This is a genomic window from Mesorhizobium sp. NZP2234 (assembly GCF_013170765.1).
GTDB classification, from domain to species: Bacteria; Pseudomonadota; Alphaproteobacteria; order Rhizobiales; family Rhizobiaceae; genus Mesorhizobium; species Mesorhizobium loti_D.
On the sequence record NZ_CP033364.1, the window covers coordinates 5,875,946 to 5,901,562 of the forward strand.

Annotated in this window: 25 protein-coding genes; 12 read left to right on the forward strand and 13 right to left on the reverse strand. The window is 64.9% G+C overall.

Annotation, left to right across the window (positions count from 1 at the left end):
• Window positions 1-6 precede the first annotated feature (6 nt).
• Together EB230_RS33030 and EB230_RS28585 are read right to left on the reverse strand one after the other, a co-directional pair.
• On the reverse strand, window positions 7-138 hold the full coding sequence (locus EB230_RS33030) for a hypothetical protein (protein WP_013893872.1): 132 nt from the start codon (window positions 136-138) through the stop codon (window positions 7-9).
• Window positions 139-463: 325 nt separating this feature from the next.
• Window positions 464-1,162, reverse strand: coding sequence for a type 1 glutamine amidotransferase (locus EB230_RS28585; protein ID WP_056565285.1), 699 nt, complete (start codon window positions 1,160-1,162; stop codon window positions 464-466).
• 88 nt (window positions 1,163-1,250) lie between these two features.
• Here EB230_RS28585 and EB230_RS28590 point away from each other — a divergent pair, with 88 nt between their 5' ends.
• From EB230_RS28590 to EB230_RS28605, 4 genes are all read left to right on the forward strand, one after another.
• Window positions 1,251-1,898 (forward strand): hypothetical protein, encoded by a 648-nt coding sequence (locus EB230_RS28590; RefSeq protein WP_056565288.1) that lies wholly within the window; start codon window positions 1,251-1,253, stop codon window positions 1,896-1,898.
• A gap of 31 nt (window positions 1,899-1,929) precedes the next feature.
• Window positions 1,930-2,664, forward strand: coding sequence for a 16S rRNA (uracil(1498)-N(3))-methyltransferase (locus EB230_RS28595; protein WP_056565820.1), 735 nt, complete (start codon window positions 1,930-1,932; stop codon window positions 2,662-2,664).
• Between the two features lie 247 nt (window positions 2,665-2,911).
• Window positions 2,912-4,285 carry a glutamate--cysteine ligase gene (locus tag EB230_RS28600; protein WP_172374387.1) on the forward strand — a complete coding sequence of 458 codons (1,374 nt, stop codon included), beginning with the start codon at window positions 2,912-2,914 and terminating at the stop codon, window positions 4,283-4,285.
• Window positions 4,286-4,374: 89 nt separating this feature from the next.
• Window positions 4,375-5,388 carry a DUF937 domain-containing protein gene (locus EB230_RS28605; protein ID WP_172374388.1) on the forward strand — a complete coding sequence of 338 codons (1,014 nt, stop codon included), beginning with the start codon at window positions 4,375-4,377 and terminating at the stop codon, window positions 5,386-5,388.
• A 173-nt stretch (window positions 5,389-5,561) separates the two neighbouring features.
• Here EB230_RS28605 and EB230_RS28610 read toward each other — a convergent pair whose 3' ends face one another.
• A complete protein-coding gene (locus tag EB230_RS28610; protein WP_056565295.1) occupies window positions 5,562-5,852 on the reverse strand; it encodes a DUF1127 domain-containing protein in 291 nt (96 codons plus the stop codon).
• A 233-nt stretch (window positions 5,853-6,085) separates the two neighbouring features.
• Here EB230_RS28610 and EB230_RS28615 point away from each other — a divergent pair, with 233 nt between their 5' ends.
• The 3 genes from EB230_RS28615 to EB230_RS28625 all read left to right on the forward strand — a co-directional run bounded on the left by EB230_RS28615 (window position 6,086) and on the right by EB230_RS28625 (window position 9,826).
• On the forward strand, window positions 6,086-7,042 hold the full coding sequence (locus tag EB230_RS28615) for a LysR substrate-binding domain-containing protein (protein ID WP_056565299.1): 957 nt from the start codon (window positions 6,086-6,088) through the stop codon (window positions 7,040-7,042).
• 79 nt (window positions 7,043-7,121) lie between these two features.
• The gene (gene xseA, locus EB230_RS28620; protein WP_172374389.1) at window positions 7,122-8,687 is read left to right on the forward strand and encodes an exodeoxyribonuclease VII large subunit; all 1,566 of its coding nucleotides are present in this window, start codon (window positions 7,122-7,124) and stop codon (window positions 8,685-8,687) included.
• The gene (locus EB230_RS28625; RefSeq protein WP_056565306.1) at window positions 8,684-9,826 is read left to right on the forward strand and encodes a P1 family peptidase; all 1,143 of its coding nucleotides are present in this window, start codon (window positions 8,684-8,686) and stop codon (window positions 9,824-9,826) included. Before xseA ends, EB230_RS28625 begins: the two co-directional genes overlap by 4 nt.
• 54 nt (window positions 9,827-9,880) lie before the next feature.
• Here EB230_RS28625 and EB230_RS28630 read toward each other — a convergent pair whose 3' ends face one another.
• From EB230_RS28630 to EB230_RS28675, 10 genes are all read right to left on the reverse strand, one after another.
• On the reverse strand, window positions 9,881-10,132 hold the full coding sequence (locus EB230_RS28630) for a DUF768 domain-containing protein (protein ID WP_056565310.1): 252 nt from the start codon (window positions 10,130-10,132) through the stop codon (window positions 9,881-9,883).
• A 396-nt stretch (window positions 10,133-10,528) separates the two neighbouring features.
• The gene (locus EB230_RS28635; protein WP_172374390.1) at window positions 10,529-11,218 is read right to left on the reverse strand and encodes an SDR family NAD(P)-dependent oxidoreductase; all 690 of its coding nucleotides are present in this window, start codon (window positions 11,216-11,218) and stop codon (window positions 10,529-10,531) included.
• Window positions 11,219-11,527: 309 nt separating this feature from the next.
• Window positions 11,528-12,547 carry an isopenicillin N synthase family oxygenase gene (locus tag EB230_RS28640; protein ID WP_056565826.1) on the reverse strand — a complete coding sequence of 340 codons (1,020 nt, stop codon included), beginning with the start codon at window positions 12,545-12,547 and terminating at the stop codon, window positions 11,528-11,530.
• 261 nt (window positions 12,548-12,808) lie between these two features.
• Window positions 12,809-13,855: an ornithine cyclodeaminase gene (locus EB230_RS28645; protein ID WP_056565318.1), complete on the reverse strand. Its 1,047-nt coding sequence runs from the start codon at window positions 13,853-13,855 to the stop codon at window positions 12,809-12,811.
• Window positions 13,856-13,880: 25 nt separating this feature from the next.
• Window positions 13,881-14,510: an FMN-binding negative transcriptional regulator gene (locus EB230_RS28650; RefSeq protein WP_172374391.1), complete on the reverse strand. Its 630-nt coding sequence runs from the start codon at window positions 14,508-14,510 to the stop codon at window positions 13,881-13,883.
• A gap of 65 nt (window positions 14,511-14,575) precedes the next feature.
• Window positions 14,576-15,457, reverse strand: a complete 882-nt coding sequence (locus tag EB230_RS28655) for a branched-chain amino acid ABC transporter permease (RefSeq protein WP_172374392.1) — start codon at window positions 15,455-15,457, stop codon at window positions 14,576-14,578.
• Window positions 15,458-15,462: 5 nt separating this feature from the next.
• Window positions 15,463-16,167 carry an ABC transporter ATP-binding protein gene (locus tag EB230_RS28660; RefSeq protein ID WP_172374393.1) on the reverse strand — a complete coding sequence of 235 codons (705 nt, stop codon included), beginning with the start codon at window positions 16,165-16,167 and terminating at the stop codon, window positions 15,463-15,465.
• Window positions 16,168-16,171: 4 nt separating this feature from the next.
• The gene (locus EB230_RS28665) at window positions 16,172-17,338 is read right to left on the reverse strand and encodes an ABC transporter substrate-binding protein (protein ID WP_172374394.1); all 1,167 of its coding nucleotides are present in this window, start codon (window positions 17,336-17,338) and stop codon (window positions 16,172-16,174) included.
• A gap of 48 nt (window positions 17,339-17,386) precedes the next feature.
• Complete coding sequence (locus tag EB230_RS28670) at window positions 17,387-19,231, reverse strand: branched-chain amino acid ABC transporter ATP-binding protein/permease (protein ID WP_246738866.1); 1,845 nt, start codon at window positions 19,229-19,231, stop codon at window positions 17,387-17,389.
• Between the two features lie 11 nt (window positions 19,232-19,242).
• Window positions 19,243-20,409, reverse strand: coding sequence for an FAD-binding oxidoreductase (locus EB230_RS28675; RefSeq protein ID WP_172374396.1), 1,167 nt, complete (start codon window positions 20,407-20,409; stop codon window positions 19,243-19,245).
• A gap of 154 nt (window positions 20,410-20,563) precedes the next feature.
• Here EB230_RS28675 and EB230_RS28680 point away from each other — a divergent pair, with 154 nt between their 5' ends.
• From EB230_RS28680 to EB230_RS28700, 5 genes are read left to right on the forward strand one after another with little or no spacing between them, the layout of a single operon-like run.
• The gene (locus EB230_RS28680; protein ID WP_172374397.1) at window positions 20,564-21,502 is read left to right on the forward strand and encodes a MurR/RpiR family transcriptional regulator; all 939 of its coding nucleotides are present in this window, start codon (window positions 20,564-20,566) and stop codon (window positions 21,500-21,502) included.
• Window positions 21,499-22,146, forward strand: a complete 648-nt coding sequence (locus tag EB230_RS28685; protein WP_172374398.1) for an isochorismatase family cysteine hydrolase — start codon at window positions 21,499-21,501, stop codon at window positions 22,144-22,146. The genes EB230_RS28680 and EB230_RS28685 overlap by 4 nt, the downstream gene beginning before the upstream one ends.
• Window positions 22,143-23,465: a glutamine synthetase family protein gene (locus tag EB230_RS28690; RefSeq protein ID WP_172374399.1), complete on the forward strand. Its 1,323-nt coding sequence runs from the start codon at window positions 22,143-22,145 to the stop codon at window positions 23,463-23,465. Before EB230_RS28685 ends, EB230_RS28690 begins: the two co-directional genes overlap by 4 nt.
• Entirely contained in the window at window positions 23,465-24,232 is a 768-nt protein-coding gene (locus EB230_RS28695; RefSeq protein WP_056565348.1) for an N-formylglutamate amidohydrolase, read from the forward strand. The genes EB230_RS28690 and EB230_RS28695 overlap by 1 nt, the downstream gene beginning before the upstream one ends.
• Window positions 24,229-25,545: an aspartate aminotransferase family protein gene (locus tag EB230_RS28700; RefSeq protein ID WP_172374400.1), complete on the forward strand. Its 1,317-nt coding sequence runs from the start codon at window positions 24,229-24,231 to the stop codon at window positions 25,543-25,545. The genes EB230_RS28695 and EB230_RS28700 overlap by 4 nt, the downstream gene beginning before the upstream one ends.
• The last annotated feature ends 72 nt before the right edge of the window (window positions 25,546-25,617 follow it).

The following is a 25,617-nucleotide window of genomic DNA, read 5'->3' on the forward strand; positions in this document are numbered from 1 at the left end:
CCGGCTTTAGCGAAGCGAAGCGGTAACGCCGTAGCCGTCGACGGCGTTGTGGTTGTTGGCGGCATCGGCGGCATAGATGCCGAGACCGCAAAGCACGATGGCGGACAACATGGCAAAGGACAGAAGCGCTGCTTTCACGGAGGTCATCTCTTGTTGAGCTTTCTGCATCTGTGCACCAGGCGGTTACCAATGCGTTGAAACGGAGAATTCGCTTCAAAGTTTCGACGATTTCGCGCTTCTAGGCGCGTTCTGTATCGAGGGTGTGTCGCACGGGTCACACAAAAGGTTCATCGCGGTTGCACTTCAGATGCAGAGCGCGCGCCTTCTAGAATGGCGGGCGGACACAAGCCAAGAAGGAAAGAGGTTTTCCCCAGCCGGTTTCACGGCCGCGTGCCAATTATGTCACGTGGCAGCGATGGACGCTCAGAGGCTGTTTCGAAATTCGCTCTGGCGAGTGAGTGTCTCAGATGGTCGCCACCCAGGCGCGGGCAATGGCCAGCCCGGCGGCATCGGCGTCGGGTCCGTTGCGGGCCATTTCGCCATCGAGCTTGCCGGCCCAGTCGGGATGGCGCGCGGCAATGGTGGGGGCGAAGGAGGTGCTCCAGTTCTTCACCATCGGCCGATCGGCCTCGAAATGGAACTGGAAGCCATAGACGGCGCGGCCGACACGAAACGCCTGGTTTTCGGCGACATCGTTGCCGGCGAGCCGTACGGCGTTTTGCGGCAGTTCGAATGTGTCGTCGTGCCACTGGAAGATCGGGAATTCTTCCGGCAGTTCAGCCAGCACCGGATCGGCCTTGGCATCCCGCGTCAGCGACACGCCGCGCCAGCCGAATTCGTTGGCGGCGCCGATGCGATTCTCACCCCCAAAGGCGCGGGCGACGAGTTGGCTGCCAAGGCAGATGCCGAGCACGGCGCGGTCCTTGCCGGCAAAATCGCGGGTCAGTTCGAGCAAGGCCGGGAAATAGGGATATTCATCGTCGGCCAACGCATTCTGGCCGCCGCCGAGCACCACCATGGCATCGTGCCCGGCCGCATCCCGCGGCAGCGGATCGCCCTTGTAAGGGAGGCGCACATCGAGATCGGCACCCGCTTCCGCGAGTGCGGCACCAACCTGGCCGAGGCCGGTATTGTCGTAGTTCTGGACCACCAGCACCCGCATCGCAAAACCCTGCTGACATGAAAATGATGCGACGAGCGATATCATGCCGCCCGCATAGCAGCCAAGATGCGTATCCCAGGAGAGAACTATGCCACTGCAGAACCGGGTCGATCCGTTCGGCGCCATCCACGCCGTGCCCGAGCGCGGCCTGTTCACCGGCAATCGCGGCATCATCCATGATCCCGAAACCAGGACGCTCTTGAAGAAACGCTGGGCGCTTCAGGCCTGGATCGTCTGCGTGTGCCGATTCCGCAATGTGCGGCGCGAGCCGATGGGCCGCAACAGGCCCGGCGGCAAGGCCGGCTGGACCGAGCTTTTCTTCCTCGACGAGGTTACGGCCTTGGCGGCGGGACACCGCCCCTGCTTTTTCTGCCAGCGCGAACGGGCCAGGGAGTTTGTCCAGCGCTTCGGCGAAGCCTTCGACATTGCCGAGCCGCGCGCCCCGCAGGTCGACAAGCTGCTGCACCAGGAGCGGCTGGCCTCGGGGGGCGAGCCGCCTGTGGTTGCCGTTGAAGACCTTGGCGGCCTGCCGGACGGCGCCATGGTTGCGGATGGCGGTTCAGCCTATGCCTTGCGCGGCGGCAAGGCACTGCGCTGGTCGTTCCCCGGTTACGGCCCGCCCGCTGATTTCGGCTCACTCGGCGAAAAGACGCTTTTGCTGCTCACTCCAGCGACGACGCTCAATGTCCTGCGGCATGGCTTTCGGCCGGTGTGGCATGCATCGGCCGAGGCTTGACGCAGGCGGCCGGCTCGCTCATTCCTCGGCGATGCGCGCCAATTACAAGATGCAACGCCTGTTTGTGCCCGACGACCTCGGAGCGGATGCCGAATTCGACGCCGGCCAGCAGCAAAGCCATTATCTGATGCATGTGCTGCGGCTTGGCGAAGGCGCCGAGATCCTGGTCTTCAATGGCCGCGATGGCGAGTGGTCGGCGGCCATCGCGGCGAAGTCGAAGAAGGCGGTCAGACTGAGGGTGCTGGCATTGCAGCGGCCGCAGCCGCCACTGCCCGACCTCATCTACTGTTTCGCGCCGCTGAAGCAGGGCCGCCTCGACTATCTCGTGCAGAAGGCGGTCGAGATGGGTGCGGGCATCCTGCAGCCGGTCATCACCCAGCATACGCAAGTCGCCAAGCCGTCCATCGATCGGCTGCGCGCCAACGTCGTCGAGGCCGCCGAGCAATGCGGTATCCTGGCGGTGCCGGAGGTTCGCGAGGCGGAAAAGTTCGAACGCCTGCTGACCGGCTGGGACAAGGAAAGGCGGCTGGTCTTCTGCGACGAGGACGCCTCGACCAACAATCCGCTGCCTGCCCTGCAGCAGGTGAAGGAGAAGAAGCTTGCGCTGCTGGTCGGACCCGAGGGCGGCTTTTCCGATGACGAGCGCAAGATGCTGCGCGCCCTGCCCTTCGTCACCGCCATTCCGCTCGGACCGCGCATCCTGCGCGCCGACACGGCGGCCGTGGCGGCACTTGCGGTGATGCAGGCAACTGTCGGAGACTGGTAGGATGTCATGTCTTGCAAGAGGCAGGGCGGATCGTGGCCTTCAATTCCTCTTGACCTGTGGCTCAGGATTTTTCGCTTGATCGGCTACTGACATTTCGTCCATTTACCGCCGGCGGCTCCACTGGCCGCTCTACAGTGCCGCGCGTCCTTTCGGACGCGCAAAGGACGCTGTAGCATTTTCATTTGGCCCATGATCCTTTCCGAAAATCGAAGATCGATTTCTGGGGTCATGTGCGGAGGGCTTGATCATGGCGCGCGACACAACCGATTTCCGGCCGATCGAAGGTGTCGACGAACTCGTCGAGCATCTGGCCGAAGGCAACAAGCCGCGCGACAAATGGCGCATCGGTACCGAGCACGAGAAATTCCCCTTCTATGTCGATGGCAACGCGCCCGTGCCCTATGGCGGCGAGCGCGGCATCCGCGCCATCCTCGAAGGCATGCAGGAAAAGCTGGGCTGGGACCCGATCATCGATGACGGCCGCATCATCGGCCTGGTCGAGCCGACGGGCCAGGGCGCGATCTCGCTCGAGCCCGGCGGCCAGTTCGAGCTTTCCGGCGCGCCGCTGGAGACCATCCATCAGACCTGCCGCGAGGGCAATGCGCATCTGGCGCAGGTGCGCGAGATCGCCGAACCGATGGGCATCCGCTTCCTCGGCCTCGGCGGCAGCCCGAAATGGTCGCTGGCCGACACGCCGAAAATGCCGAAATCGCGCTATGAGATCATGACGCGCTACATGCCCAAGGTCGGCACCAAGGGCCTCGACATGATGTACCGCACCTGTACCATCCAGGTTAACCTCGACTTCGAGAGCGAAGTCGACATGCGCCGCAAGATGCAGGTCTCGCTGAAGCTGCAGCCGCTGTCGACGGCGCTGTTCGCCAACTCGCCCTTCACCGAGAGCCGGCCGAACGGCCTGCAGAGCTGGCGCGGCGACATCTGGCGCGACACCGACAACCAGCGCTCCGGCCTGCTCGAATTCTGCTTCTCGCCCGAGTTCGGTTTCGCCGACTATGTCGAATGGGCGCTCGACGTGCCGATGTATTTCGTCATCCGCGACGGCCGTTATCACGACATGACGCACATCACCTTCCGCCAGTTCATGGCCCGCGCCGCGCGCAACGAAGTGCCGGACGGGCTGCCGACGATGGGCGACTGGGCGAACCACCTGTCGACGCTGTTCCCCGACGTCAGGCTGAAGCGTTTCCTCGAAATGCGCGGCGCCGATGGCGGCCCGTGGCGGCGCATCTGCGCGCTGCCGGCCTTCTGGGTCGGCCTGCTCTATGACGAGGCGGCGCTCGACGCGGCCGAGGCGTTGACCTCGAGCTGGACCTACAAGGAAGTGCTGGCCATGCGAAACGCGGTGCCGGAGCTGGGCATTTCCGCGCCCTTCCGCAACGCCACACTGCGCGAGATGGCGCGCGATGTGCTGGCAATCTCGCGCACGGGGCTGAAGAACCGCGCCAAGAAGAACCGTGACGGCTACGACGAGACCTCGTTCCTCAACACTTTGGACGAAGTGGTTGCGCGCGGCACGACCAGCGCCGAGGAGATGCTTTCGGCCTATCACACGCGCTGGGGCGGCTCGATCGAGCCGGTGTTCATGGAATACGCCTATTAACCGCGCGCGTTGAGGAGCGGCAGAAGCTGCTTCAATCGAGTGTTGAAACGAATTAGGCTCTCTTCCGAGGAATTCACGAGGAGAAGCCGATGCCTACCTTGTTCGACATGCTGACCCAGGCCCAGAACGGCAACGGCATGCAGGCGCTTGCCCAACAATATGGGCTTTCGATGCAACAGACACAGGCGGCGGTCGCAGCACTGCTGCCGGCCTTTTCGCAGGGGTTGCAACGCAACACCGCCGATCCCTACGGTCTCGGCGCCTTCATGACGGCGATGGCAAGCGGCCAGCACGCCAAATATTTCGAAGACGCGACCCGGGCGTTCTCGCCGCAAGGCGTCGATGAAGGCAACGGCATCCTCGGACATCTGTTCGGGTCCAAGGACCTGTCACGCGCCGTGGCCAGCCAGGCGGCGCAAGCGAGCGGCGTCAGCCAGCAGGTGCTGCAGCAGATGCTGCCCGCGATCGCCTCGATGGTGATGGGCGGCCTGTTCAAGCAGACGACAAATCAGATGCAGTCCGCGGGAGGTTTCGGCGGCGGCAACAATCCGCTCGGCGAGATCATCGAGCAGATGATGCGGCAAGGCGGCATGCAGGCCCCGGCACCACAACAACGTCAGGCTCCGCCGCCCCAGAACCCGATGGACAACCCGTTCGGCAAGGTCTTGCAGGACATGTTCGGCGGCGGCACGCCACAACCGCAAAACCAGCCGCAGCAAGCGCCCAACCCTTATGGTGACAATCCGCTCGGCAAGGTGCTGCAGGACATGTTTGGTGGCGGCGCGCCGCAGCCGCAAGCCCGACCGCAGCCCCAGCAGACGCAGAGCCCGTATGGTGACAATCCGCTGGGAAAGATCTTCGAGGAAATGCTGCGGCAGGGCGGCGGGGGAGGATTGGGCGGCGGGCAGCCGGCGCCTCAGCCTCAGGCACCGCAGCCGCGCCAGGCGCCGCAACCGCAGGCCAACCCGGGCGGCAGGCCGAGGAACCCGTTCGACGATTTGTTCGGCAAGATGTTCGAGACCGGCGCCCAGCAGCGCGACGACTATCAGAAGGGCGTGGAAACGATCTTCGATCAGTTCAAGCGCGATATGGATCGCAGGTAGGCGCCAAGGCGGCAACCATTTCCGAACACGCCGGAAAAAGAAAAGCCCGGTCCTTGGGAGGACCGGGCAGCGTGCAGGCAGGCCGGCGGGGAACCGGCAGGGAGTGGGAAGCCTGCAGAACCTTTGGTCGCGCTGAGCCCTGAAAAGGTTCAACGCGGCCGAAACTCAACCGATCAGGCCACCTTGCGGGCAAGATCCTCGATCGTCTCCACGCGATCGCTGGCGATTTCACGCAGCATCGCCGTCGGGTCGCGGCCAAACGGCACGTCGATGGCGACATGCAGGTCGGCGCGCGTCAGGCCGATATCGGCGAGCTCGGCGTCCGACATCTCGCCAAGGCGATAGAAGGCGCGGCGGTTTTTCCAGGCGCGGTAGAAATTGAAGACGGTGTTGGCCACGCGCATCGCAACAGCCGGACGCGAGGTGATGCGCGAGGTCTCGGTGGCGAAATCGATCGTGGTCACAGCAGTCTCCTTCGGAGTCGAGCGGACAAAGCCAAGCGATCGGCGCTGGCGACAGCGGCCGTTCCGGCTTCGATTCATTTTTAAAGATGCATGTCGTTGTCCCAAAACCGGTGTCCACTTTTGGGCGACATGCGTTGGCTTCATGTGGACGATACCAACTTGCCATCGGCCGATTGATTAATCCAACGAATGTTTCTAATCTTTAGCATCAACATCAATGATGGATTAGACCGATGAAAGCGCCGCTCGATCTCGATCAGTTGCAAACCTTCATCTCAATCGCCGATACCGGCAGCTTCACGCGGGCAGCCGAAGAGGTGCACCGCACCCAGTCGGCGGTATCGATGCAGATGCGCCGGCTGGAAGAGCGGATCGGCAAGCCGCTGTTCGAGAAGGAGGGGCGCAGCAACAGGCTGACGGAGGAAGGCGACAAGCTGCTCTCCTACGCAAGGCGGTTGCTCTACCTCAACCGCGAAACGCTGGCCGCCTTCGACGACCAGCGACTCGAGGGCACGATCCGCATCGGCACGCCGGACGATTATGCCGACCGTTTCCTGCCTGAGATCATGGCGCGCTTCACGCGCTCCAATCCGCGTGTCGAACTGACTGTCATCTGCGAGCCCACACCGGGACTGGTCGAACATATCAAGCGCGGCAATCTCGACCTGGCGCTGGTGACGCACAACGATGTGCGCGGCCAGTCGGAGGTGGTGCGGCGCGAACCGCTGCTTTGGGTCACCTCGGCCAACCATGCGACACATGAACAGGTAACACTGCCAATGGCCTTCGGCCGGCCGAACTGCATCTGGCGGCGCGCCGCCGTCGATGTGCTGGACCAGCAGAACCGCGACTATCGCATCCTGTTCACCAGTTTCTCGGCGACCGTCATCACCGCCGCCGTGCTTTCGGGCCTGGCGATCTCGGTGCTGCCGGAATGCGCGCTCAGGCCCGGCATGCGGGTGCTGGGCGAGGCCGACGGTTTCGGCGCCCTGCCCGACTGCCGCATCGGCATCATGCGCGGCCAGACCTCGCGGCCGGAGATCGTCGATGCGCTTGCCCGCCACATCTCGGAGAGCCTGGACAACATCTCGGTGCCGCTTGGCGAGGAGACGGGAACATTCGACTTCGCCGCACTCGCCTTTGCCAAGATGAAGCGGACGAGACCGAACCAGATCCTGCCCGGCTGGTAGGGAAGAATCGAGGCGCCTTGAGCGCGTGGCCGGATACGCGCGCCTTGACGTGAGGCGCCAACCAGCCCCCAATCGGCCGATGAGCGAAGCAGCATCCGAATCACGCACCAACGCCACCGAATACACGGTGAGCGAGATCTCCGGCGCGCTGAAGCGCACGGTCGAGGACGTCTTTGGCAATGTGCGGGTGCGCGGCGAAATCTCCGGCTATCGGGGCCCGCACTCCTCCGGCCATGCCTATTTCGCGCTGAAGGACGACCGCGCCCGGCTCGACGCCGTGGTGTGGAAAGGCACGATGAGCCGGCTGAAATTCCGTCCCGAGGAAGGGATGGAGGTGATCGCCACCGGCAAGCTCACCACCTATCCCGGCAAGTCCAACTACCAGATTGTCATCGACAATCTGGAGCCGGCCGGCGCCGGGGCGCTGATGGCGCTGCTGGAGGAACGCAAGCGCCGGCTGCAGGCCGAGGGGCTTTTCGATGCCGCACGCAAGCGCCGGCTGCCCTTCATGCCTCTTATCATCGGCGTCGTCACCTCGCCGACCGGGTCCGTCATCCGCGACATCATCCATCGCATCAAGGACCGCTTTCCGCTGCATGTGCTCGTCTGGCCGGTGCGCGTGCAGGGCGAGACGTCAGGCGTGGAAGTGACCAATGCCGTCGCCGGCTTCAATGCACTGGCCTGGGATAGCCCGATCCAGCGCCCCGATCTCTTGATCGTCGCGCGCGGCGGCGGCAGCCTGGAGGATCTGTGGGGGTTCAACGACGAAGCGCTCGCCCGCGCCGTTGCCGCCTCCGGAATTCCGGTGATCTCGGCGGTCGGCCATGAAACCGACTGGACACTGATCGACCTCGTCGCGGATGTGCGGGCGCCGACACCAACGGGCGCGGCCGAAATCGCAGTGCCCGTGAAGGCCGACCTCGAAGCGACGCTTGCCAGCCTTGGCGCGCGGCTCAAGGCGGCCGTCTCACGCAATTTCGAACGCAAGCGGCAGGCCGCGCGTGCGGCGGCGCGCGCACTGCCCTCGCCCGATCAATTGCTGGCGCTGCCGCGCCGGCGCCTCGATGAGGCGACATCGAGGCTCGGCCGCGGCCTGTCCGTCAGCGTCGATCGCAAGCGGGCGCGGCTCCAGGGCCAGAGGCTGACGCCGGCCACGCTGTCGCGGCGCATCAACGAGGCCCGCACGCTCACCGGCCGTGACCTCGCCCGCGCTCAGGCGGCGTTCTTCGCCATCGTGCGCGAGCGACGCGCGCGCTTTGCGCGCTCCGCGACGCGGCTGTCGCCGGCACCGATCGCACGAAGGCAGAAGCAGCAGACCGATGCACTGGCGGCGCTCGCAAGGCGGCAGGATCGCGTCATCTCGCTGCGGCTCGAGCGGCTGCGCGGCCAGTTGAGCCAGGCAGAGCGCCTGCTGACCACGCTGTCGCACAAGGCCGTGCTGGCGCGTGGCTTCGCGCTGGTGAAGGACGCCGACGGCGCGGTCATCAAGCAGGCCGCCGACGTAACATCGGGGATGGCGCTTTCGCTGGAGTTCGCCGACGGCACGGCGGATGCGGTGGCAACCAGTGGTGCGGCGCGGCCGAAGCCGGCTGCCAAGCCAGCGGCCAAGGCCAAGGAACCCGGCAACCAGGGATCGCTGTTCTGACCACGACCGGAAATCCGCACCATCTGGCCACGCCCGGCGGCAAGCCGCGCGCACGGAGCTTCGGCATAGGCTTCGACGGTACGCCCGGGCCGTTCAACGCAATCACCGACGTGTCCGGCGTCGCTGTCGGCCATGCGACATTGATTTCCGGGGAAGGTGCGCTCGTCGTCGGCAAGGGGCCAGTGCGCACCGGCGTCACCGCGATCCTGCCCAGGCCACGCGTCGATCTGGCCACGCCGGTCTTCGCCGGTATCTTCAGCCAGAATGGCAATGGCGAGTTGACCGGCTCGCACATCGTCGAGGAAACCGGTGCCTTCAACTTCCCGATCACCATCACCAACACGCACTCCTGCGGCGTTTCGCGCGACGGCACGCTGCGCTGGATGCACCAAGTGCTGCCGGCCGCGCTCGACAGCGGCTGGGGCCTGCCGGTGGCGGCGGAAACCTATGACGGGTTTCTCAACGACATAAACGGTAACCATCTGAGCTTTGAGCACGTGACCGAAGCCCTTGACGGCGCAACCAGCGGGCCGGTCGAGGAAGGCAGCGTCGGCGGCGGCACAGGCATGATCACCTTCGGCTTCAAGGCCGGGGCGGGCACGGCGTCGCGCGTCGTTGGATGGCAGGGACATTCCTACACGGTCGGCGCCTTCGTGCAGTCGAATTTCGGCAAGCGGCGCAATTTTACCCTTCGCGGCCTGCGTGCCGGGCCGGAACTCACGGAACCGGCGATCCGCGAAGGCACGCCCCGCGCCGAAAAGGGTTCGATCATCGCCGTTGTCGCCACCGATGCGCCATTCCTGCCGCACCAGATGAAGCGACTGGCCCGCCGTGTGCCGCTCGGCGTCGCCATGACCGGCGGCTTCGGCTATCACAGCTCGGGCGATATTTTTCTCGCCTTCACGACGGCCAATCCTGCCGCGGCACTGGCGCCGTCCGGCCGGATCGCCAATGCCGATTTCATTCCCGATACGGACATTGACCCGTTCTTCGATGCCGTGATCCAGGCGGTCGAGGAATCGATCCTCAACGCCCTCGTCGCCAATGACGACATGAGCGGGCGCGACGGCAATTTCGTGCCGGCACTGCCGAAGACCTGGTTGAAAGAAAAGTTCGGGTTGAAAGAAAAGTTCGGCTGAGACGACAACGCGGGCCGACGGGCCCGCGCATTCAGACAGAATGGCCGTTAAAATCTATTCCGCGGCCTTGCTGGAGGCCTGCTGGTGCTCGTCGGCCTCGGCCGCTTCCTCGAGCCGGGAAGCAATGAGCTCCTGGATATCGCCGACTTCTTCCTGGATGTCCTCCAGCGGGATGCCGACCTCGGCCGCCTTGGCGGCGCATTCCCTGGCCAATGTCTCGGCCTGCTTGTCGATCCTGGCCTGGGACTGGCAATGGACCTTTTCGCCGATCCATCCCCGCAAGAACTCGATGGCGTGTTCACTCATACTGCTGTTCCCTGGCGGCAAAGCCGGTTGGTAATCATAAACGTCGGCATCCCGCAAAGGATGCATCTTCCCATTCCAGCCGAGTCGCGGCCAGCCGGCAAGTCAATGCCGTCCAGGGTCCACAGAGCCGAAGGAAATCGAGGGGTGAAGAACATTTTCTGATTCTGAAGGACTGTACCGTTGGCGGGATCTGGCCCGCGCCGAGCAATTGCTTCTACCTTTTACGGCTTTCAGTCCGTTTCTTAATCTCAATGGCTGTCGCTACAGCCGCCTTTTGACGTTCGCCCTCAAGGCGCGAGCCAGCGAGGCCGCCGCTATATAGTGATATCCTCCCGCAATGTCGACTCCTGCCAACCGTGCCCACAGGTTGCACCAAAGTCGCACTCCCGCGCCCCATCAGAAGGTCTCAACCCAGGGCCTCAGCTCCATTTCCCAGGTCCAGGCGCTGCGGTGCTGGCGATGGATGGAGAGATAGGCTTCGGCGATGGCGCCCGGAGACAGTCGGCGATCCGGCGGACCGGGCTCCTGCCCGGACGAAACCGAGGCGATGGCGCCGTCGATGATGAAATGCGCGACGTGGATGTTCTTCGGCGCCAGCTCACGAGCCATGGACTGGGCCAGCCCGCGCAAGCCGAATTTGGGCATCGCAAAACCAGCGGACCCGGCGAACCCCTTCACGCTTGCCGTCGCACCGGTGAAGAAGATCGAGCCAGCCCCTTGGGCGACGAGCCGGTGCGCCGCCTGCTGGCCGACCAGGAACCCGCCATAGGCCCCAACCAGCAAAGCCTGCCGGACCGCCTCGGGATCAAGCTCGGCTATCGGCCCGCGAGCGCGTCCGCTGGCGTTGAAAACCACCAGCGAGAGCGGACCGGCCTTGTCGGCGACATCGAACAGACGCTCCACCGAAGCGGGGTCGGAGACATCCGTTGCCATGGCCTGCGCGCCTGTCTCAGCCTGCAATGCGCCGAGTTTCTCGATGTTGCGGGCGGCCAGAACGACGCTGAACCCTTCCTTGGCGAGGAGGCGCGCCAGCGAGGCGCTCAAGCCGGAACCCGCACCGGCGATGACGGCGACATTGGATGTCATGAGACCTCTCCTTCCTTGCACGGATCGCGGTCGGTGACTGGCGAATGAACGGGGGTGAAGCTTGCCGGATCAGCGCGGCGGCGGCAACGCCGAGGCACCTGGAATTGCTCCAGAAAAATGGCCGGGCGCGAAAACGGCCCGGCCAAAAAGAAGGTCATAACCTTCAGAGGGGAACACCGCTCGGCGAAATGGGAGGAAAACACCGAACGGATTTTTCTCTTTTGTACCGATTCTCGGACAGATACGACGGACGATTTTCTAAAGATTGGCCAGAATTGCGAAAATTCTATTCCTTCTTCGGCAGGGCGCTCAACCAACCCGGCTTTCCCCTTCAAGCAGATCCGCATAATGGCGCCGCGCGACGTCGGGATGCGAGCGCAGCCGGCTTTTCAGCACATTGGTCCCGACATCGCGAAACAGCGGATTGTCCGGATCGCTGGCCGGTCCACGCGCCTGCGCCGCCAGTTCCTCGGAAAGGCCAAGCAGCGGTATCGTCGCATCGAGCCTCGCGCTGAAGAAGAACGGCACGGAAATGCGCTCGACGCCGGCGGGTGGCGTCACGACCCGATGCACGGTCGCGCGCAAATAGCCATTGGAGGCCAGTTCGAGCAATTCGCCGATGTTGACGACGAGCGTGCCGGGAATGGGATCGACATCGACCCAGCTGCCGTCATAGTCGACCTGGAGTCCCTTGTTGTCATCCTGGAGCAGCAGCGTCAGGAAACCGCCATCCTTGTGCGCGCCCACGCCCTGGTCGCCGCCAGTTGCATCGCGGCCGGGGTAGCGCACGATCTTCATGCGGTGATTGGGTTCCCCGCGATAGATCGGGTCGAAGGCGTCCTCGGGCTGATCGAGCGACAGCGCGAAGGCTTTGAGCAACCGGATCGCCACGGCCGTCACCTTGCTCTGCCAGGCAAGCAGCGCCGGCTTGAGATCCGGCAGCGCCGCGGGCCACTGGTTCGGCCCCTGCAGCCGCGTCCAGGCCGGAATTCCCGGCCCTTGCGCGATCGTCTGACGTTCGACGCCGATGTCGAGTTGCTCGCGCCAGTCCTGCTTGCCCCTGGTCAGTTCGCCGCCTGCGCGCGTATAGCCGCGGAACTGCGAGGATTTGACCATCTCGATTGCAAGCTTGTCGGCTTCCGGCAAGGCAAAGAAGTGACGCGACGCGGTGAGTACCTCGCTGATCTCCGCCCAGGAGATGCCGTGTCCGGCCAAGTAGAAAAAGCCGATGTCACGCGAAGCGGAGCGCAAGTCCGCCAGAAATGTCCGGCGCTCGGACGCGCCTTGCTCAAGACGGCTCAAATCAAGCACGGGCACTATTCTTGGCATATCGGGCTCCTTTCCCAGTGCCTTCCGGGCGTTGTTTGAAATCACCGCTTCGGAAAACCCAGCCGATTGAACATGCAGGCACGTTTGCGCGACCATGGCCGCCATCAATGCGCGCAAGTCTCATCGACTTCGAATTGCCGGGAAAGAAACGATCGGCCCTTCGGCGCAGCCGCGACGAACAATTTTTCCATTCGGACGACCAGACTGATGATGATCGCGATCATGCCATGACAGACAGGCGTTGGGCGCGCCCAATCGCCATCAATCCTGCCGGGCCGCCCTCAACAGCATGCCAAACAGGTCGCGCGGCTCATCGGGGTCGGCCAGCATGTCGAGTTCCTGGTAGAGGCCGGTCGACTTCAGCTGATCCCTGACATAGCGCAGTGCCGAAAAGTCCTCGATGGCGAAGCCGACGGAATCGAACAGCGTGATCTGGCCGGTATCGCGCCGGCCCTTAACGGCGCCTGATATGACCTGCCACAGTTCAGTGACTTCATGATCCGGTGCGAGTTGCTGGATCTCGCCTTCGATGCGGGTCTGCGGGGGATATTCGACGAAAATATCGGAGCGCAGCAGGATATCGCGGTGCAGTTCGGTCTTGCCCGGGCAGTCTCCGCCGACCGCGTTGATGTGGACGCCGGAACCGACCATGTTGTCGGTGAGAATGGTGGCATACTGCTTGTCGGCGGTGACGGTGGTGATGATGTCGGCGCCCTCGACCGCCTCCTGCGCGGTCGTGCAGGCGGTCATGTCGAAGCCGAGCCCGGCCAGATTGCGGATGCATTTCTCGGTCGCCGAACGGTCGATATCGTAGAGGCGCAATGTGTCGATGCCGAGCAGCGCCTTGAAGGCCAGCGCCTGGAATTCGGCCTGGGCGCCATTGCCGATCAGCGCCATGCTGCGGGAGCCGGCCGGCGCCAGATGTTTTGCCGCCAGAGCCGACATCGCCGCCGTGCGCAGCGCGGTCAGGATGGTCATTTCCGACAAGAGCACCGGATAGCCGTTGTGGACATCGGCCAGCATGCCGAAGGCGGTGACGGTCTGGCGGCCCTCGCGCATGTTCTTGGGGTGGCCGTTGACATATTTGAAGCCGTAGACCTCGCCGTCGCTGGTCGGCATCAGTTCGATGACGCCCTCGGCGCTATGCGAGGCGACGCGCGGCGTCTTGTCGAACAGGTCCCAACGGCGGAAATCATCCTCGATATAGCCGGCAAGCTCAACGAGGAAGCGTTCGACGCCGATCTTCAGCACCAGCTTCATCATGTGGTCGACGCTGACGAACGGCACGATGTTGAGATTGGGGATCATTTTGTTTTCCTTGCCGGCGTTCCGGTCAGTCCTGGCGATGCGCGTTGTGCGTCTTCATCATCGCGGCAAGCGCCGGATCTTTCTCCTCCAGCGCGCTGATGGCTCCGCCCGTATCATGAAGGCGCTCATCCTGCCCCATCTTGAATTTGGCTTCGATCCGTTCGATCGGCAGGTCGAAGCCGATGATGTGGGGTATGCGCCGTTCCATGCCGCCCGGACCGAGTTCGCGCATGCGCCAGCGGTCCTCGCGATCCTTTTCCAGTACGTCGACCAGTTGCAGCAAATGCCGGGCAGTGGCGTGCGCGTCGAGCGGCACCGGACGGCCATGGCAATGCACCACGGCAAAATTCCAGGTCGGAGCGCTGTCGCGGACCGGGTTGCGCGGATACCAGGAGGACGAGATGTAGCCATGCGGCCCCTGGAAGACGGCTACCGTCTCCAGGCCCTGCGCAATCAGCTCGTTGTGCGGATTGGCCCTGGCGAGATGGGAGACCAGTGTTCCGTTTGCGCCCCGCGTGCGGTCGAGCACGAACGGCAGATGCGAGACGACGAGCCCTTGCGGCCCTGATGTCACCACCGTGGCGAAAGCGGCCGCCTCGATCAGGCCGAACACGGCGTCGCGCGACAAAGGCGCGAATTCCGGCTTGCTGTACATGAAGCTTCTTCTTGTTTGAGCATGATCCTATCCGAAAACCGATTCCCACTTTTCGGGATCATGCTCTAGCTACGCTGGACCCGGACCGCCGGGATCAAGCCTTGCGGCCGCAGCAGCAGCACGGCGATGACACCCGACAGCACGATGGCGTCGCGATAGGGCGCGATCGCCGCCGGCAGCGTCGCCTGCAGCAGCACCTCGATGATGCCGAGCAGGAAACCGCCCGCGACAGCCCCCGGCAGGCTGCCGAGGCCACCGACCACGGCGGCGATGAAGGCTTTCAGCACCGGCGTGAAGCCCATCAGCGGATCGACCGAGGCGCGTTGCGCCACCCACAGCATGGCCGCCAACCCCGCCAGCAAGCCGGAGAGCAGGAAAGCGGTGGCGATGATGCGGCTGGCCGGAATGCCCATCAGGCGCACGACGTCGAAATCCTCCGCCGCTGCGCGCATCGCTGTGCCGGTCACCGAGCGGCGCAGGAAGACCTCCAGCGCAATCAGCGCCAGCGCCGAGACGACAATCGAGATGCTGGGACCGACGCCGATGGTGAAATCACCGAAGGAGAAGGCGCCGGTCATCCAGCCCGGCATGGCGACGGCCTGCGGCCGGGCCGAAATACCGTTCTGGAAGATAACTTTCAAAAGGCTCGACACGGCGAAACTGGTCAGCAGAAGACTGGTGACGCTGGCGCCACGCATCGGCCTGAAGGCGATGCGCTCCATGGCGACAGCGGCGAGCGCGCCGCAGGACACGGCGACAAGCACGGCCACCGGGAAGGGAAAGCCGAGCACCAGCGACGCCAGAAGCGCATAGCCCGACAGCGTCATCAGCTCGCCATGGGCGAAATTGATGAGGCCGACGATGGAGAAGACAATGGCCAGGCCGAGCGCCAGCAGCGCATAGACGCCGCCGAGGCTGACCGCATTGATGATCTGCTGCGCGACCATGCTTCTTAAGCTCCCAGATAGGCTTGGCGGACGAGGTCCGAAGAGGCGAGTTCTTTAGCCGTGCCCGACAGCACCACCTCGCCATTGGCAAGCACGACGGCGCGGTCGGCGATTTCCAGCGCCAGTGCCGCATTCTGCTCGACCAGAAGGATGGTCAGGCCCTTGCGGCGCAGTTCGGCGATCAGGTCGAAGACGGTGTCGATCAGTTGCGGGGCAAGGCCGAGCGACGGCTCGTCGAGCAGTATCATGCGCGGCTTGCCCATCAAGGCGCGGGCGATGGCCAGCATCTGCTGCTCGCCGCCGGACAGGTTGCCGCCCTTGACGCGGTGGTAGCGACGCAGGATCGGAAACAGCTCCAGCATCTCCTCCTCGCGCACGCGCGCCTCGGCCGCCGGCTGATGCACCGCGCCGCCGAGACGCAGATTGTCGGCGACCGTCAGGCTAGCGAAGATGCGACGGCCTTCGGGAACCAGCGCGACCCCCTTGCGGGCGATGGCCTCCGGAGCTAGGCCCGTGATGTCGGCCCCGTCGAACACCACCTTGCCGGACGCAGCCGGCACCAGCCCGGCGACGGCGCCGAGCGTCGAGCTCTTGCCGGCGCCATTGGCGCCGACCAGCGCGATGATCTCGCCGCTGTCGACGGTGAGGTCGACACGGCGCACCGCCTCGACTTCGCCGTACCGGATCTTCAGGGCTTCGACGCTCAGCATGGCATCACGGCGCGGGAACGTCGGCGGCGGCGGGGATCAGGGTCTCGACATGCTTGCCCTCGCCGCCGTCGTAGCGCATCAGCGCCACGGGCCTGAGCGGCATGCGGTCGGTTCCGGCATAGGTGATCTTGCCGGTGATGCCTTCGAAATCCTTGAGGTTGGCGATGGCGTCGCGGATGGCCTTGGGATCATCGGAGCCGGCGGTCTTCACCGCCTGGTCGAGGATCAGCCCGATCTCGTAGCCATTGACCTCATAGGTCGATTCCGGCGTGTGGCCGGCATATTTGGTGAAGGCGGCGTTGAAGGCCTCGAGCTTGCTGCCCGGCTCGGCATAGCCGGCCGCGGTATAGACGACGCCGTCGACGAGCTTGCCAAGGGCCTTGATGGTCGGCGTGCCGATGGCATCGGCTCCATAGACCGGGATGGTAACGCCGGCGCCACGCAATTGCTGGATGAAGGCCGGGAAATCCGGCTCATAGGCGGCCGTCATGATCAGGTCCGGCTTATCGGCTAGGCCTTTGATATTGGTGATCTCGGCGGAGAAGTCCGGCTGGCCCATTGTGAAGGTGCCGCGGCCGACGACGGCGCCGCCCTTCTTCTCGAACACCTTGCCGAAATATTCCGGCAGATTGGCGGTATAGGTGGAGTCCGGCGAGGTCAGCAGGAACACCTTCTTCTTGCCTTCGGAGACGGCGAAATCGGCCACCGCCGTCGCCTGCACGTTGTCGGCCGGATAGGTGCCGAACATGACGTCGCCGACCGCACCTGTGAGCACGGGAGCGGAGCCGCACAAAGTCAGGGTCGGAATGCCGAGCGGCTGGGTGAGCTGGCCGGCTGAGATCGAAGGATCGGCATCGCAGGGCGTGATCATGACCTTGGCGCCGGCGTCGATCAGTTCCTGGGCGACGGTGGCGGTCTGCGCGGTGTCGGAGCGCGTGTCCTTGATCAGCAGCTTGACGGTGTATTTGCCGCCGAGCCCGCCCTTGGCGTTGAGCTCGTCAAGCGACATGCGCAAGCCGGCAAGGGCCGGCTGGTCGTAGGGGGCAAGGCCGCCGGTCTGCGCGGTCGCCGCACCGATGATGATCTCCTCGGCACTCGCCGTCGAAACGGCGGCGATGCCGGACACCGCCGCGCACAGGGCAGCGCGGTGGAGGCGATAGAGGCTTGGCATGTCGGTTCTCCTTCTGGATTTGTTATCGTTGGCTGTCGTCGTTGCGGTCTATGCGGGCTGGTTTTCAGGTGCCGCGGTCTTGGCGCGCGCCGTGCGGCTGCCGAGATAGGCGGCGATGACGGCGGGGTTGTTCTGGACATCGGCCGGCGTGCCGTCGGCGATGACGCGGCCATGGTCGATGACGACGATGCGCTCGCAAAGGTTCATCACCAGCCGCATGTCGTGTTCGATCAGCACGACGCCGATACGGCGCTCGGCGCGCACCGCTGACAGGATGGAGACGAGTTCTGCGGTCTCGACGGCGTTCATGCCGGCCGCCGGCTCGTCGAGCAGCAGGAAGCGCGGCTTGAGCGCCAGGGCGCGCGCCACTTCCAACCGACGGCGCTGGCCGTAGGCGAGCCGGGCCGCCGGCTGGTCGGCTGACTTCTCAAGGCCCATGCGGGACAGTTCGCGCATTGCGGCGGCCTCGGCGCGGCCGAGATCCGGTTCGACCTGGCGGGCGGCGACGACGACGTTTTCCAGCACGGTCATGTGCGCAAAGACGCGGATGTTCTGGAAGGTGCGGGCAATGCCCGATCGCGCAAAGCGAAAGGCCGAGGCCTGCCGCACCACGCCACCGACGGACACGGTTCCCGCACTGGGTTGCACATCGCCGGCCAGCATGTTGAGCAGTGTCGTCTTGCCGGCGCCGTTGGGTCCGATGATGCCGGTGATGCTGTCGGTCTCGAAGCTCAAGCTGACGTCGTCCACCGCGACGACGCCGGCATAGCGACGCGACAGATGGTCGGCCACCAGCCGGTCGACACCAACCTGTTGCGGCACCGCGGCCGAAGCCATGTCCGCCTGGCGCCCGGACCGGCGCAGAAGGTTGAGCTCATGCTCGCCGAAAAGGCCGGTGGGCCGGCGCCAGATGACAAGGATCATGGCGATGGCCAACACGCCCTGGGTCAAGCCGAAGAGGACCGGCAGATGCAGGCCGAGTACCTCGCCGCCGCCCTCGAAGCGGCGCACCACCTCGATCACCACGATGGTGACGATGACGCCGGCGAAGGCGCCGAGCGAGGAGGTCATGCCGCCGACGATCAGCATGGCGAGCATGGTGAAGCCGAGATCGAAATAGAAGTCGCGTGGCGAGAACGCGCCGAGGAACTGTGCCATCATGGCGCCGGCGGCCATGGCGGCGACCACGCCCGCCACCCAGGCGGCCAGCCGCGCGGTGCGCTGGTCGACGCCGACGGCGGCGGCGCCGCGCTCGTCATTGGCGGCGGCGCGGGTGGCAAGACCGAAGGAGGTCTCGCGGAACAGCCTCGCCGCGATCAGCGCCACCGAGGCGATCGCCGCGGCGGTCCACAGCCCGACCTCTCGCGGCACACCGTAGAAGGGCTGGCTGCCCCGGGTGATCTCGCGCCCGGCGACCAGCAGCGTGTAGACGATGATCAGCATGGCGAGCGTGGCGATCGAGGCACTCGATCCGGTCAGTCGAAGCAAGGGCGTGCCGGTCAGCAGGCCGATGACGACAGCCAGAACCAGGACGACGGCCAGCGCCGCGAAGAAGGAGAGTTGGTACCCGGCAAGGAATTCCGGCAGATCGCGCAACGCCGTGCGCTGCAGCGCGCTCGGCATGGTGAGAATGCCGGTGGCGTAGGCGCCAAGGCCGACAAAGGCGGCCTGACCGAAAGAGACGATGCCGCTATTGCCGGAGAAAATCTGCAGCCCAAGCACGGCCGTCAGCATGATCGCGGCATAGGTGACGACGCGCTGCATGGCGGCGCCGCCGAAGATGAAGGCGGCAAGCGCCACCAAGAGCAGCACCGCTACCATGCACAAGGCATCGGCCGTGGCGTTGCGGAACGCGGCCGGCATGAAGCCGCGCGGCTTGCTCTCGCTCATCATAACCGCCGCCATCACGCGGCCTTGAAACGGCTGAGCGAAAACGGCGCCAGGATCGGCTGAGGGCCTTCGGTTACCAGTTTGGCGATTGCCTCGCCGACTGCCGGCCCGGTCTTGAAACCGTGACCTGAGGACCCTGCCGAAACGACCAGACCTTCGACACCGGGCATGGCGCCGATGACCGGCAGATCGTCGGGGCTCATATCGTAGAGCCCGGCATAGCCAGGGCGGATGCCAAGCTCGGCCATTGCGGGCACACGGGTAGCAAAGGTCTCCAGAATCTCGACTGATTCGGATTCTTCGACGCCTTCCATGTAGGCGTCGGGGTTCTCGACGAAACGCGGCCGGCCGGCGTGCTCGTGACGCAGGCCAGTGCCGCCGCCCGCCCAGGTGCCGGCCAGGATGACGCCGTCATTGTCGGGCCGAGCGTAGTTGCAGGAAATGTCATCGCACCAGGCGAACGGCATCACCTTGCGGGCCTGGCCGGCAGCGTCGAGCACGGCCATCGGATGACGCTCGACATGCAGCGGCAGATCGAGGCCCACCGTCGCCAGCAGGCGGCGCGTCCATGGGCCGGCGGCCAGCACAACCGTATCGGCCTCCAGCACCGTGCCATCGGTCAAGGTGACGCCGGCGATGCGGTCTCCCTGCCGCCGAAGGTTTTCGACAAGCGTGTTCTGCAGGATCTTAGCGCCGTTGGCACGGGCGGCGCGGGCGATGGCGTTGGTGGCGCCGAAGGCATCGGCATAGCCAAATTCCGGTTCCCACAGCGCCAGCGCGACATTGTCCAGCGCGAAGCCGGGCGCTGCATCGGCAAACGCTTGTGGCGACAAGGTCTCGATGCGCGCGCCCTCGCCGCGGATGCGTTCGGCGGCCGTTGTCCAACTCGCCTTGTTGTCGTTGCCGCAGACCCACATCATGCCGATCTCGGTGACGAAGGACCCCTCGCCCGCGATCTCGGGCAGCGACACCAGGATCTCGCGGCCACGGATGGAAAGCTGCGACAATTCCGGCATCAGGTAGAATGCATGCAGCAGCGCCGAAGACTTGCCTGACGGACCACCAGCGGGATGGGTCTGCTCGACCAGCAAGACATTCGCACCGGCCTTGGCCAGATGATAGGCGGTGCTCGATCCAACAATTCCAGCACCAACGACGATGACGTCGCTTCCGTTTCGCATGGCTGTTCCCCACAGTCTCTTGGCTGCTTTCCGACAAGGTAAGGCTACTCTTCCGACTATGTCAACATCTCTTCATTGTTGACCTGAATTAAAATCCCTGTAATAAACTCGACATAACGAGGCTAAGAGCCCAACACCTATTTCGGGGAGGCCAATGGCGATACGCGATGTTCTGATGCGCGGGGATCTGGCGCTGACGCCATCGGAAGAGAAGATCGTCCGGCTGCTGTTGACGGACTATCCGACCTCCGGCCTTGGTACCGCCTCGTCGCTCGCCCGACGTGCCGGCGTCAGCGATCCCACCGTGGTCAGGCTGGTGGTCAAGCTCGGCTATGAAGGCTTTCCGGACTTCCAGGCAAAGCTTCTGGCCGAAGTCGAGGCCAGGCTGCATTCACCGCTGTTGATGATGGAGGCAAAGCGGCAAAGCGGCTCCAGCGACAGCGCCGTGCTCGCCTATCTCGATTCCGTCACAGCGGCCCTGCAGAAGGCCACCGCCGCGACGCCGGTGCAGACCTATGAGCGGGCCGCTCGCCTTTTGATGGAGGCCAAGGGAGAGATCGTGCTGGTCGGCGGCCGTTTCAGCCGCCACATCGCCGGCATGCTGGCCGGATACCTCGTGCAGTTCCGCACCGGTGTCCGCGATCTCGGCGTGCTCTCCCCCCAGGCGTTCGACACGCTGGCCGACCTCGGCCGCCGTGACGTGCTCGTCGTCTTCGACTATCGCCGCTACCAGCTCGACGTTATGGCCTATGCAAGCCAGGCAGCGGCGCTTGATGTACGCATCCTGCTTTTCACCGACCAATGGCTGTCGCCGATATCGGATTTCGCCGAAGTCACGATCGTCAGCCCGCTCGAAGTCGCCTCGCCCTACGACACGCTGGCGCCGGCAATCGCACAGATGGAAGCGCTTACCGCCCACATCGTTTCGACGCTGGGCGACGACGCCCGGGCTCGCATCGAGAGGATCGAGAAAGTGCGGCACGCCAACGCGGTGACGCTCGATAGCGACCCGCAAGAGAACGGCGCACGCCAGGCAGCCGGACCACGCAAGACACCCGGACCCAAATCACCAAAGCAGGACGACAAAGCATGACCCAAACCTTACCCAGGCGAGACGAAGCCTTCCGTGCCGGCGAGACGGCGCTGCTGGTCGTCGACATGCAGCGCATCTGGCTGGAACCGGGCGCCGATCCCTCGCATCCGGAGCGCGGCCCCGACCATTATTTCTATCGCAAGACATCCTCGCAGACGATCCCCAACCAGGAGCGGCTGCTTGCGGCGGCGCGCGCCAATGGCGTCGAGGTGCTGCACACCATCATCCAGAGCCTGACCGAAGACGGCCGCGATCGCTCGCTCGACCACAAGCTGACGCCGATCCATGTCGCGCCGAGCCTCCCCGAGGGCCTGCCGGTTGCATCGCTGGCGCCGGTCGGCGACGAGATCATGCTGCCGAAGACCTCGTCCGGCATCTTCAACTCGACCAATGTCGACTATCTCCTGAAGAACCTCGGCATCCGCTACCTTGTCGTGGTCGGCGTGCTGACCGACCAATGCGTCGACATGACCGTGCGCGATGGCGCCGACCGCGGCTATCTCGTCACCTGTGTGTCGGACGCCTGCGCCACGATCACCCAGGAGCGCCACGACATCGCGCTGAAGGCCTTCGGCGGCTATTGCTGGGTCACCGACACCGACACCGTCGTCGACCGTTTCAACGCCCTGGGAAAAAAGGCATGACATCGACCGTCGAGCCCCTCGTTGCCGTCGTCACCACGGATCTCTGCGCCGTCACGCGGGGCCGCTTCGTTGTCGAAAGCAGGCTGCAGAAGACCGCAGCGACCGGTGTCGGCTGGCTGCAGGCCAATCTGTCGATGACGCCGTTCAATTCCATCGTTGATCCCAATCCCTGGGGGTCGTCCGGCGACCTGCGGCTGATCCCCGATCTCAAGGCGCGCTTCCGCACCGAACGGACCGGAGCGGGGACGCGCTTCGACATGGTGGCCGGCGACATCGTCGAGCTCGACGGCAGCCCTTGGCTCGGCTGCACGCGGACCATGCTCAGGGATGCGTTGGCGGAGCTGAAGGCGGCGACCGGCCTTTCCGTCATCGCCGCCTTCGAGCATGAGTTCCACATTGCCGGCGGCAGCTTCGCGCCGGCGCATTCGATGTCCTTTGCCGCGCTGCGCCGCACCGATCCGTTCGCCCCCAATCTGATGGCGGCACTGGAGGAGGCGGGCGTCGGCCCCGAGGTGGTCATCGCCGAATTCGGCGACGAACAGTTCGAAGTGACGCACGAGCCCGCCGATGCGCTGACGGCGGCCGACCGCGCTGTCGCCATCCGTGAAATCACGCGCGAAGTGGCGCGCAATGCCGGCTGGCGCGCGAGCTTCGCACCCAAGACAGCGCCCAATGCCGTCGGCAACGGTGTGCACATCCACTTCAGCTTCGTCGACGAGGCCGGCAAGCCGGTGACCTACGATGCGGCGCAACCTGGCGGCCTGTCAGCCAAGGCTGGCGCCTTCTGTGCCGGCGTGCTGCGTCACCTCCCGGCGATCACCGCCATGACGGCCTCGAGCGTATCTTCCTTCTACCGGCTGAAGCCGCACAGCTGGAGCTCGTCCTACACCTGGCTCGCCGACCGCGACCGCGAAGCATCACTGCGCATCTGTCCGACGGTGACGATCGGCGGACGTGATCCCGCGCGGCAATACAATGTCGAATACCGGGCAGCCGACGCCACCGGCAACCCCTACCTGTCGCTGGCGGCGATCATCCGCGCCGGGCTGGAAGGGCTGAAGGCGGACCTGCCATCGCCGCCGCTGGTCACCGGCGACCCCACCCTGATGAGCGAGGCGGAGCGGACTAAGCTCGGCCTGGTGCGGCTGCCCGAGACCTTGCCGGCGGCGCTGGACGCGCTTCTCGCCGACAAGACCGTCACGGGATGGTTCGCGCCTGTCTTCATCGATACCTTTGTCGGACTGAAGCGACATGAGGCCGAGCGTCTGGCCGGCCTCGACCCGGCAGCCATCTGCGATCTCTACCGGACGCTTTATTGATGACTGCGCAGACTGAAAAAGATTGGCCCGACGCCGTCGAGGTTCTCAACGAGCACGGCCACTCGGATATTGTCCTGCTGTGCGAGCATGCGTCCAACCACATGCCAGCCGAGTATCGGCAGCTCGGGCTCGATGCCAGCCATCTGCAACGCCACATCGCCTGGGATATCGGCGCCGCGGAGGTGACGCGCCTCTTGTCGGCACGGCTCGATGCGCCCGCCTTCCTCAGCGGCTATTCGCGGCTGCTGATCGACCTCAACCGGCCATTGCACACGCCAGGCAGCATCCCGGTTCTGTCGGAAGATACCGGCATTCCCGGCAACGTCGGCATCGATGCGGCGGAACGGGACCGACGCGCCAAAATCATGTTTTCGCCGTTCCATGACCGGGTGGCCGCACATCTCGATCGACGGGCAGCCGAAGGGCGGTCGACTCGGATCGTGACGATCCACTCTTTCACGCCGGTCTTCCTGGGTGTCGCCAGGCCATGGCATGCGGGTGTGCTGCATGAGCATGCCGCCGGTCTCGCCGAAGCGATTCTTTCGGGCCTGCGCACCGACACGGCACTCAATGTCGCGGCCAACGTGCCCTATGTGATCAGCCGTGACGCCGATTACGCCGTGCCCGTTCACGGCGACGATCGCGGCATCCCCGCCGTCCTTATCGAAATCCGGCAGGATCTGCTGGCAAACAGGGCCGGCATCGAGGAGTGGGCGGACCGCCTTGCGGCGGCACTGCCGGCACACGAGACGGAGACGGTTTCGTGAGCAATCCGAGCCTGCGCGAACGCGACGCCGCGACAATCGCGCGGATCGGCAAGCTGCGCTTCTCGCCGCTCAGCGTCGTCGGAGGTCAGGGCAACAGGCTGATCGAGGAAGGCGGCCGCTCGCTGCTTGACCTGTCAGGATCGGCCGGCCCAGCGGTGCTCGGCTATGGCCATCCGGCTGTTGTCGAGGCGGTCGAGACCTCGGTCCGGAACATGGCCGGCGCCAGCCTGCTGCTCTATCCGAACGAGCCCGCCGTCTCGCTGGCTGAGCGGTTGCTCGCGATCACACCGGGAGAAGGAGAGCGACGCGTCTGGTTCGGCCATTCCGGATCGGACGCCAATGACTGCGCGGTGCGGGTACTGCAGGCGGCCACCGGCCGTTCGCGCTTCATCTCCTTCATCGGCTCCTATCACGGCAACCTCTCCGGCTCGATGGGCATCAGCGGCCACACCGCCATGACGCACACGCTGCCGCGACCGGGCGTGGTGCTGCTGCCCTACCCCGATCCGTTCCGGCCGAACTTCAGCGGCGAGGAGGTGCTTGCCCTGCTCGACTACCAATTCGAGACCACCTGCCCACCGCACCAGGTCGCGGCGGTGTTCATCGAGCCGCTGATGTCGGATGGCGGGCTGATCGTGCCGCCGCCGGGGTTCCTGAAAGCACTGCAGGAGCGCTGCCGCAAACACGGCATCAGGATCGTTGTCGACGAGGTCAAGGTCGGGCTTGCCCGCAGCGGCATGATGCACTGCTTCCAGCACGAGGGACTGACGCCGGACCTTGTCGTGTTCGGCAAGGGCATCGGCGGCGGGCTGCCGCTGTCGGCCGTGGTCGGGCCAAAGGAGATCATGGACCATGCGCCGGCCTTCGCCTTGCAGACCACCGCCGGCAATCCAGTGGCGACATCGGCAGGCAATGCGGTGCTGAAGACGATCGAGAGCGAAGGCCTGGTCGGGCGCTCGGCGCGGATCGGCACGCTGTTCTCAGACGCACTGCGGGCGCTTGGCGCAAAGCACGAGATCATCGGTGATGTGCGCGGCCGCGGCCTTGCCATCGGCATCGATCTGGTCAGGGACCGCGTCACCCGCGTGCCGGTGCCTGCCACGACCACGGCCAAGATCATTTATCGCGGCTATGAGCTGGGCGCGGCCTTCACCTATGTCGGGCTGAAGGCCAATGTGCTCGAATTCATGCCGCCGCTGACATTGACCGAGGACGAAGTGGCCGAGGGCGTGGCGATCGTCGACCAGGCGATCGCCGACGTGAACGCCGGCAGGGTCTCGGATGCGGACGTCGCCTCCTTCATGATGTGGTGAACGCGAAACGGGCGCTCCATCAATTTGCGCTGGCGGGTCGGTCCTGTCTCTCGAGGCATGAATGGAAGCGCC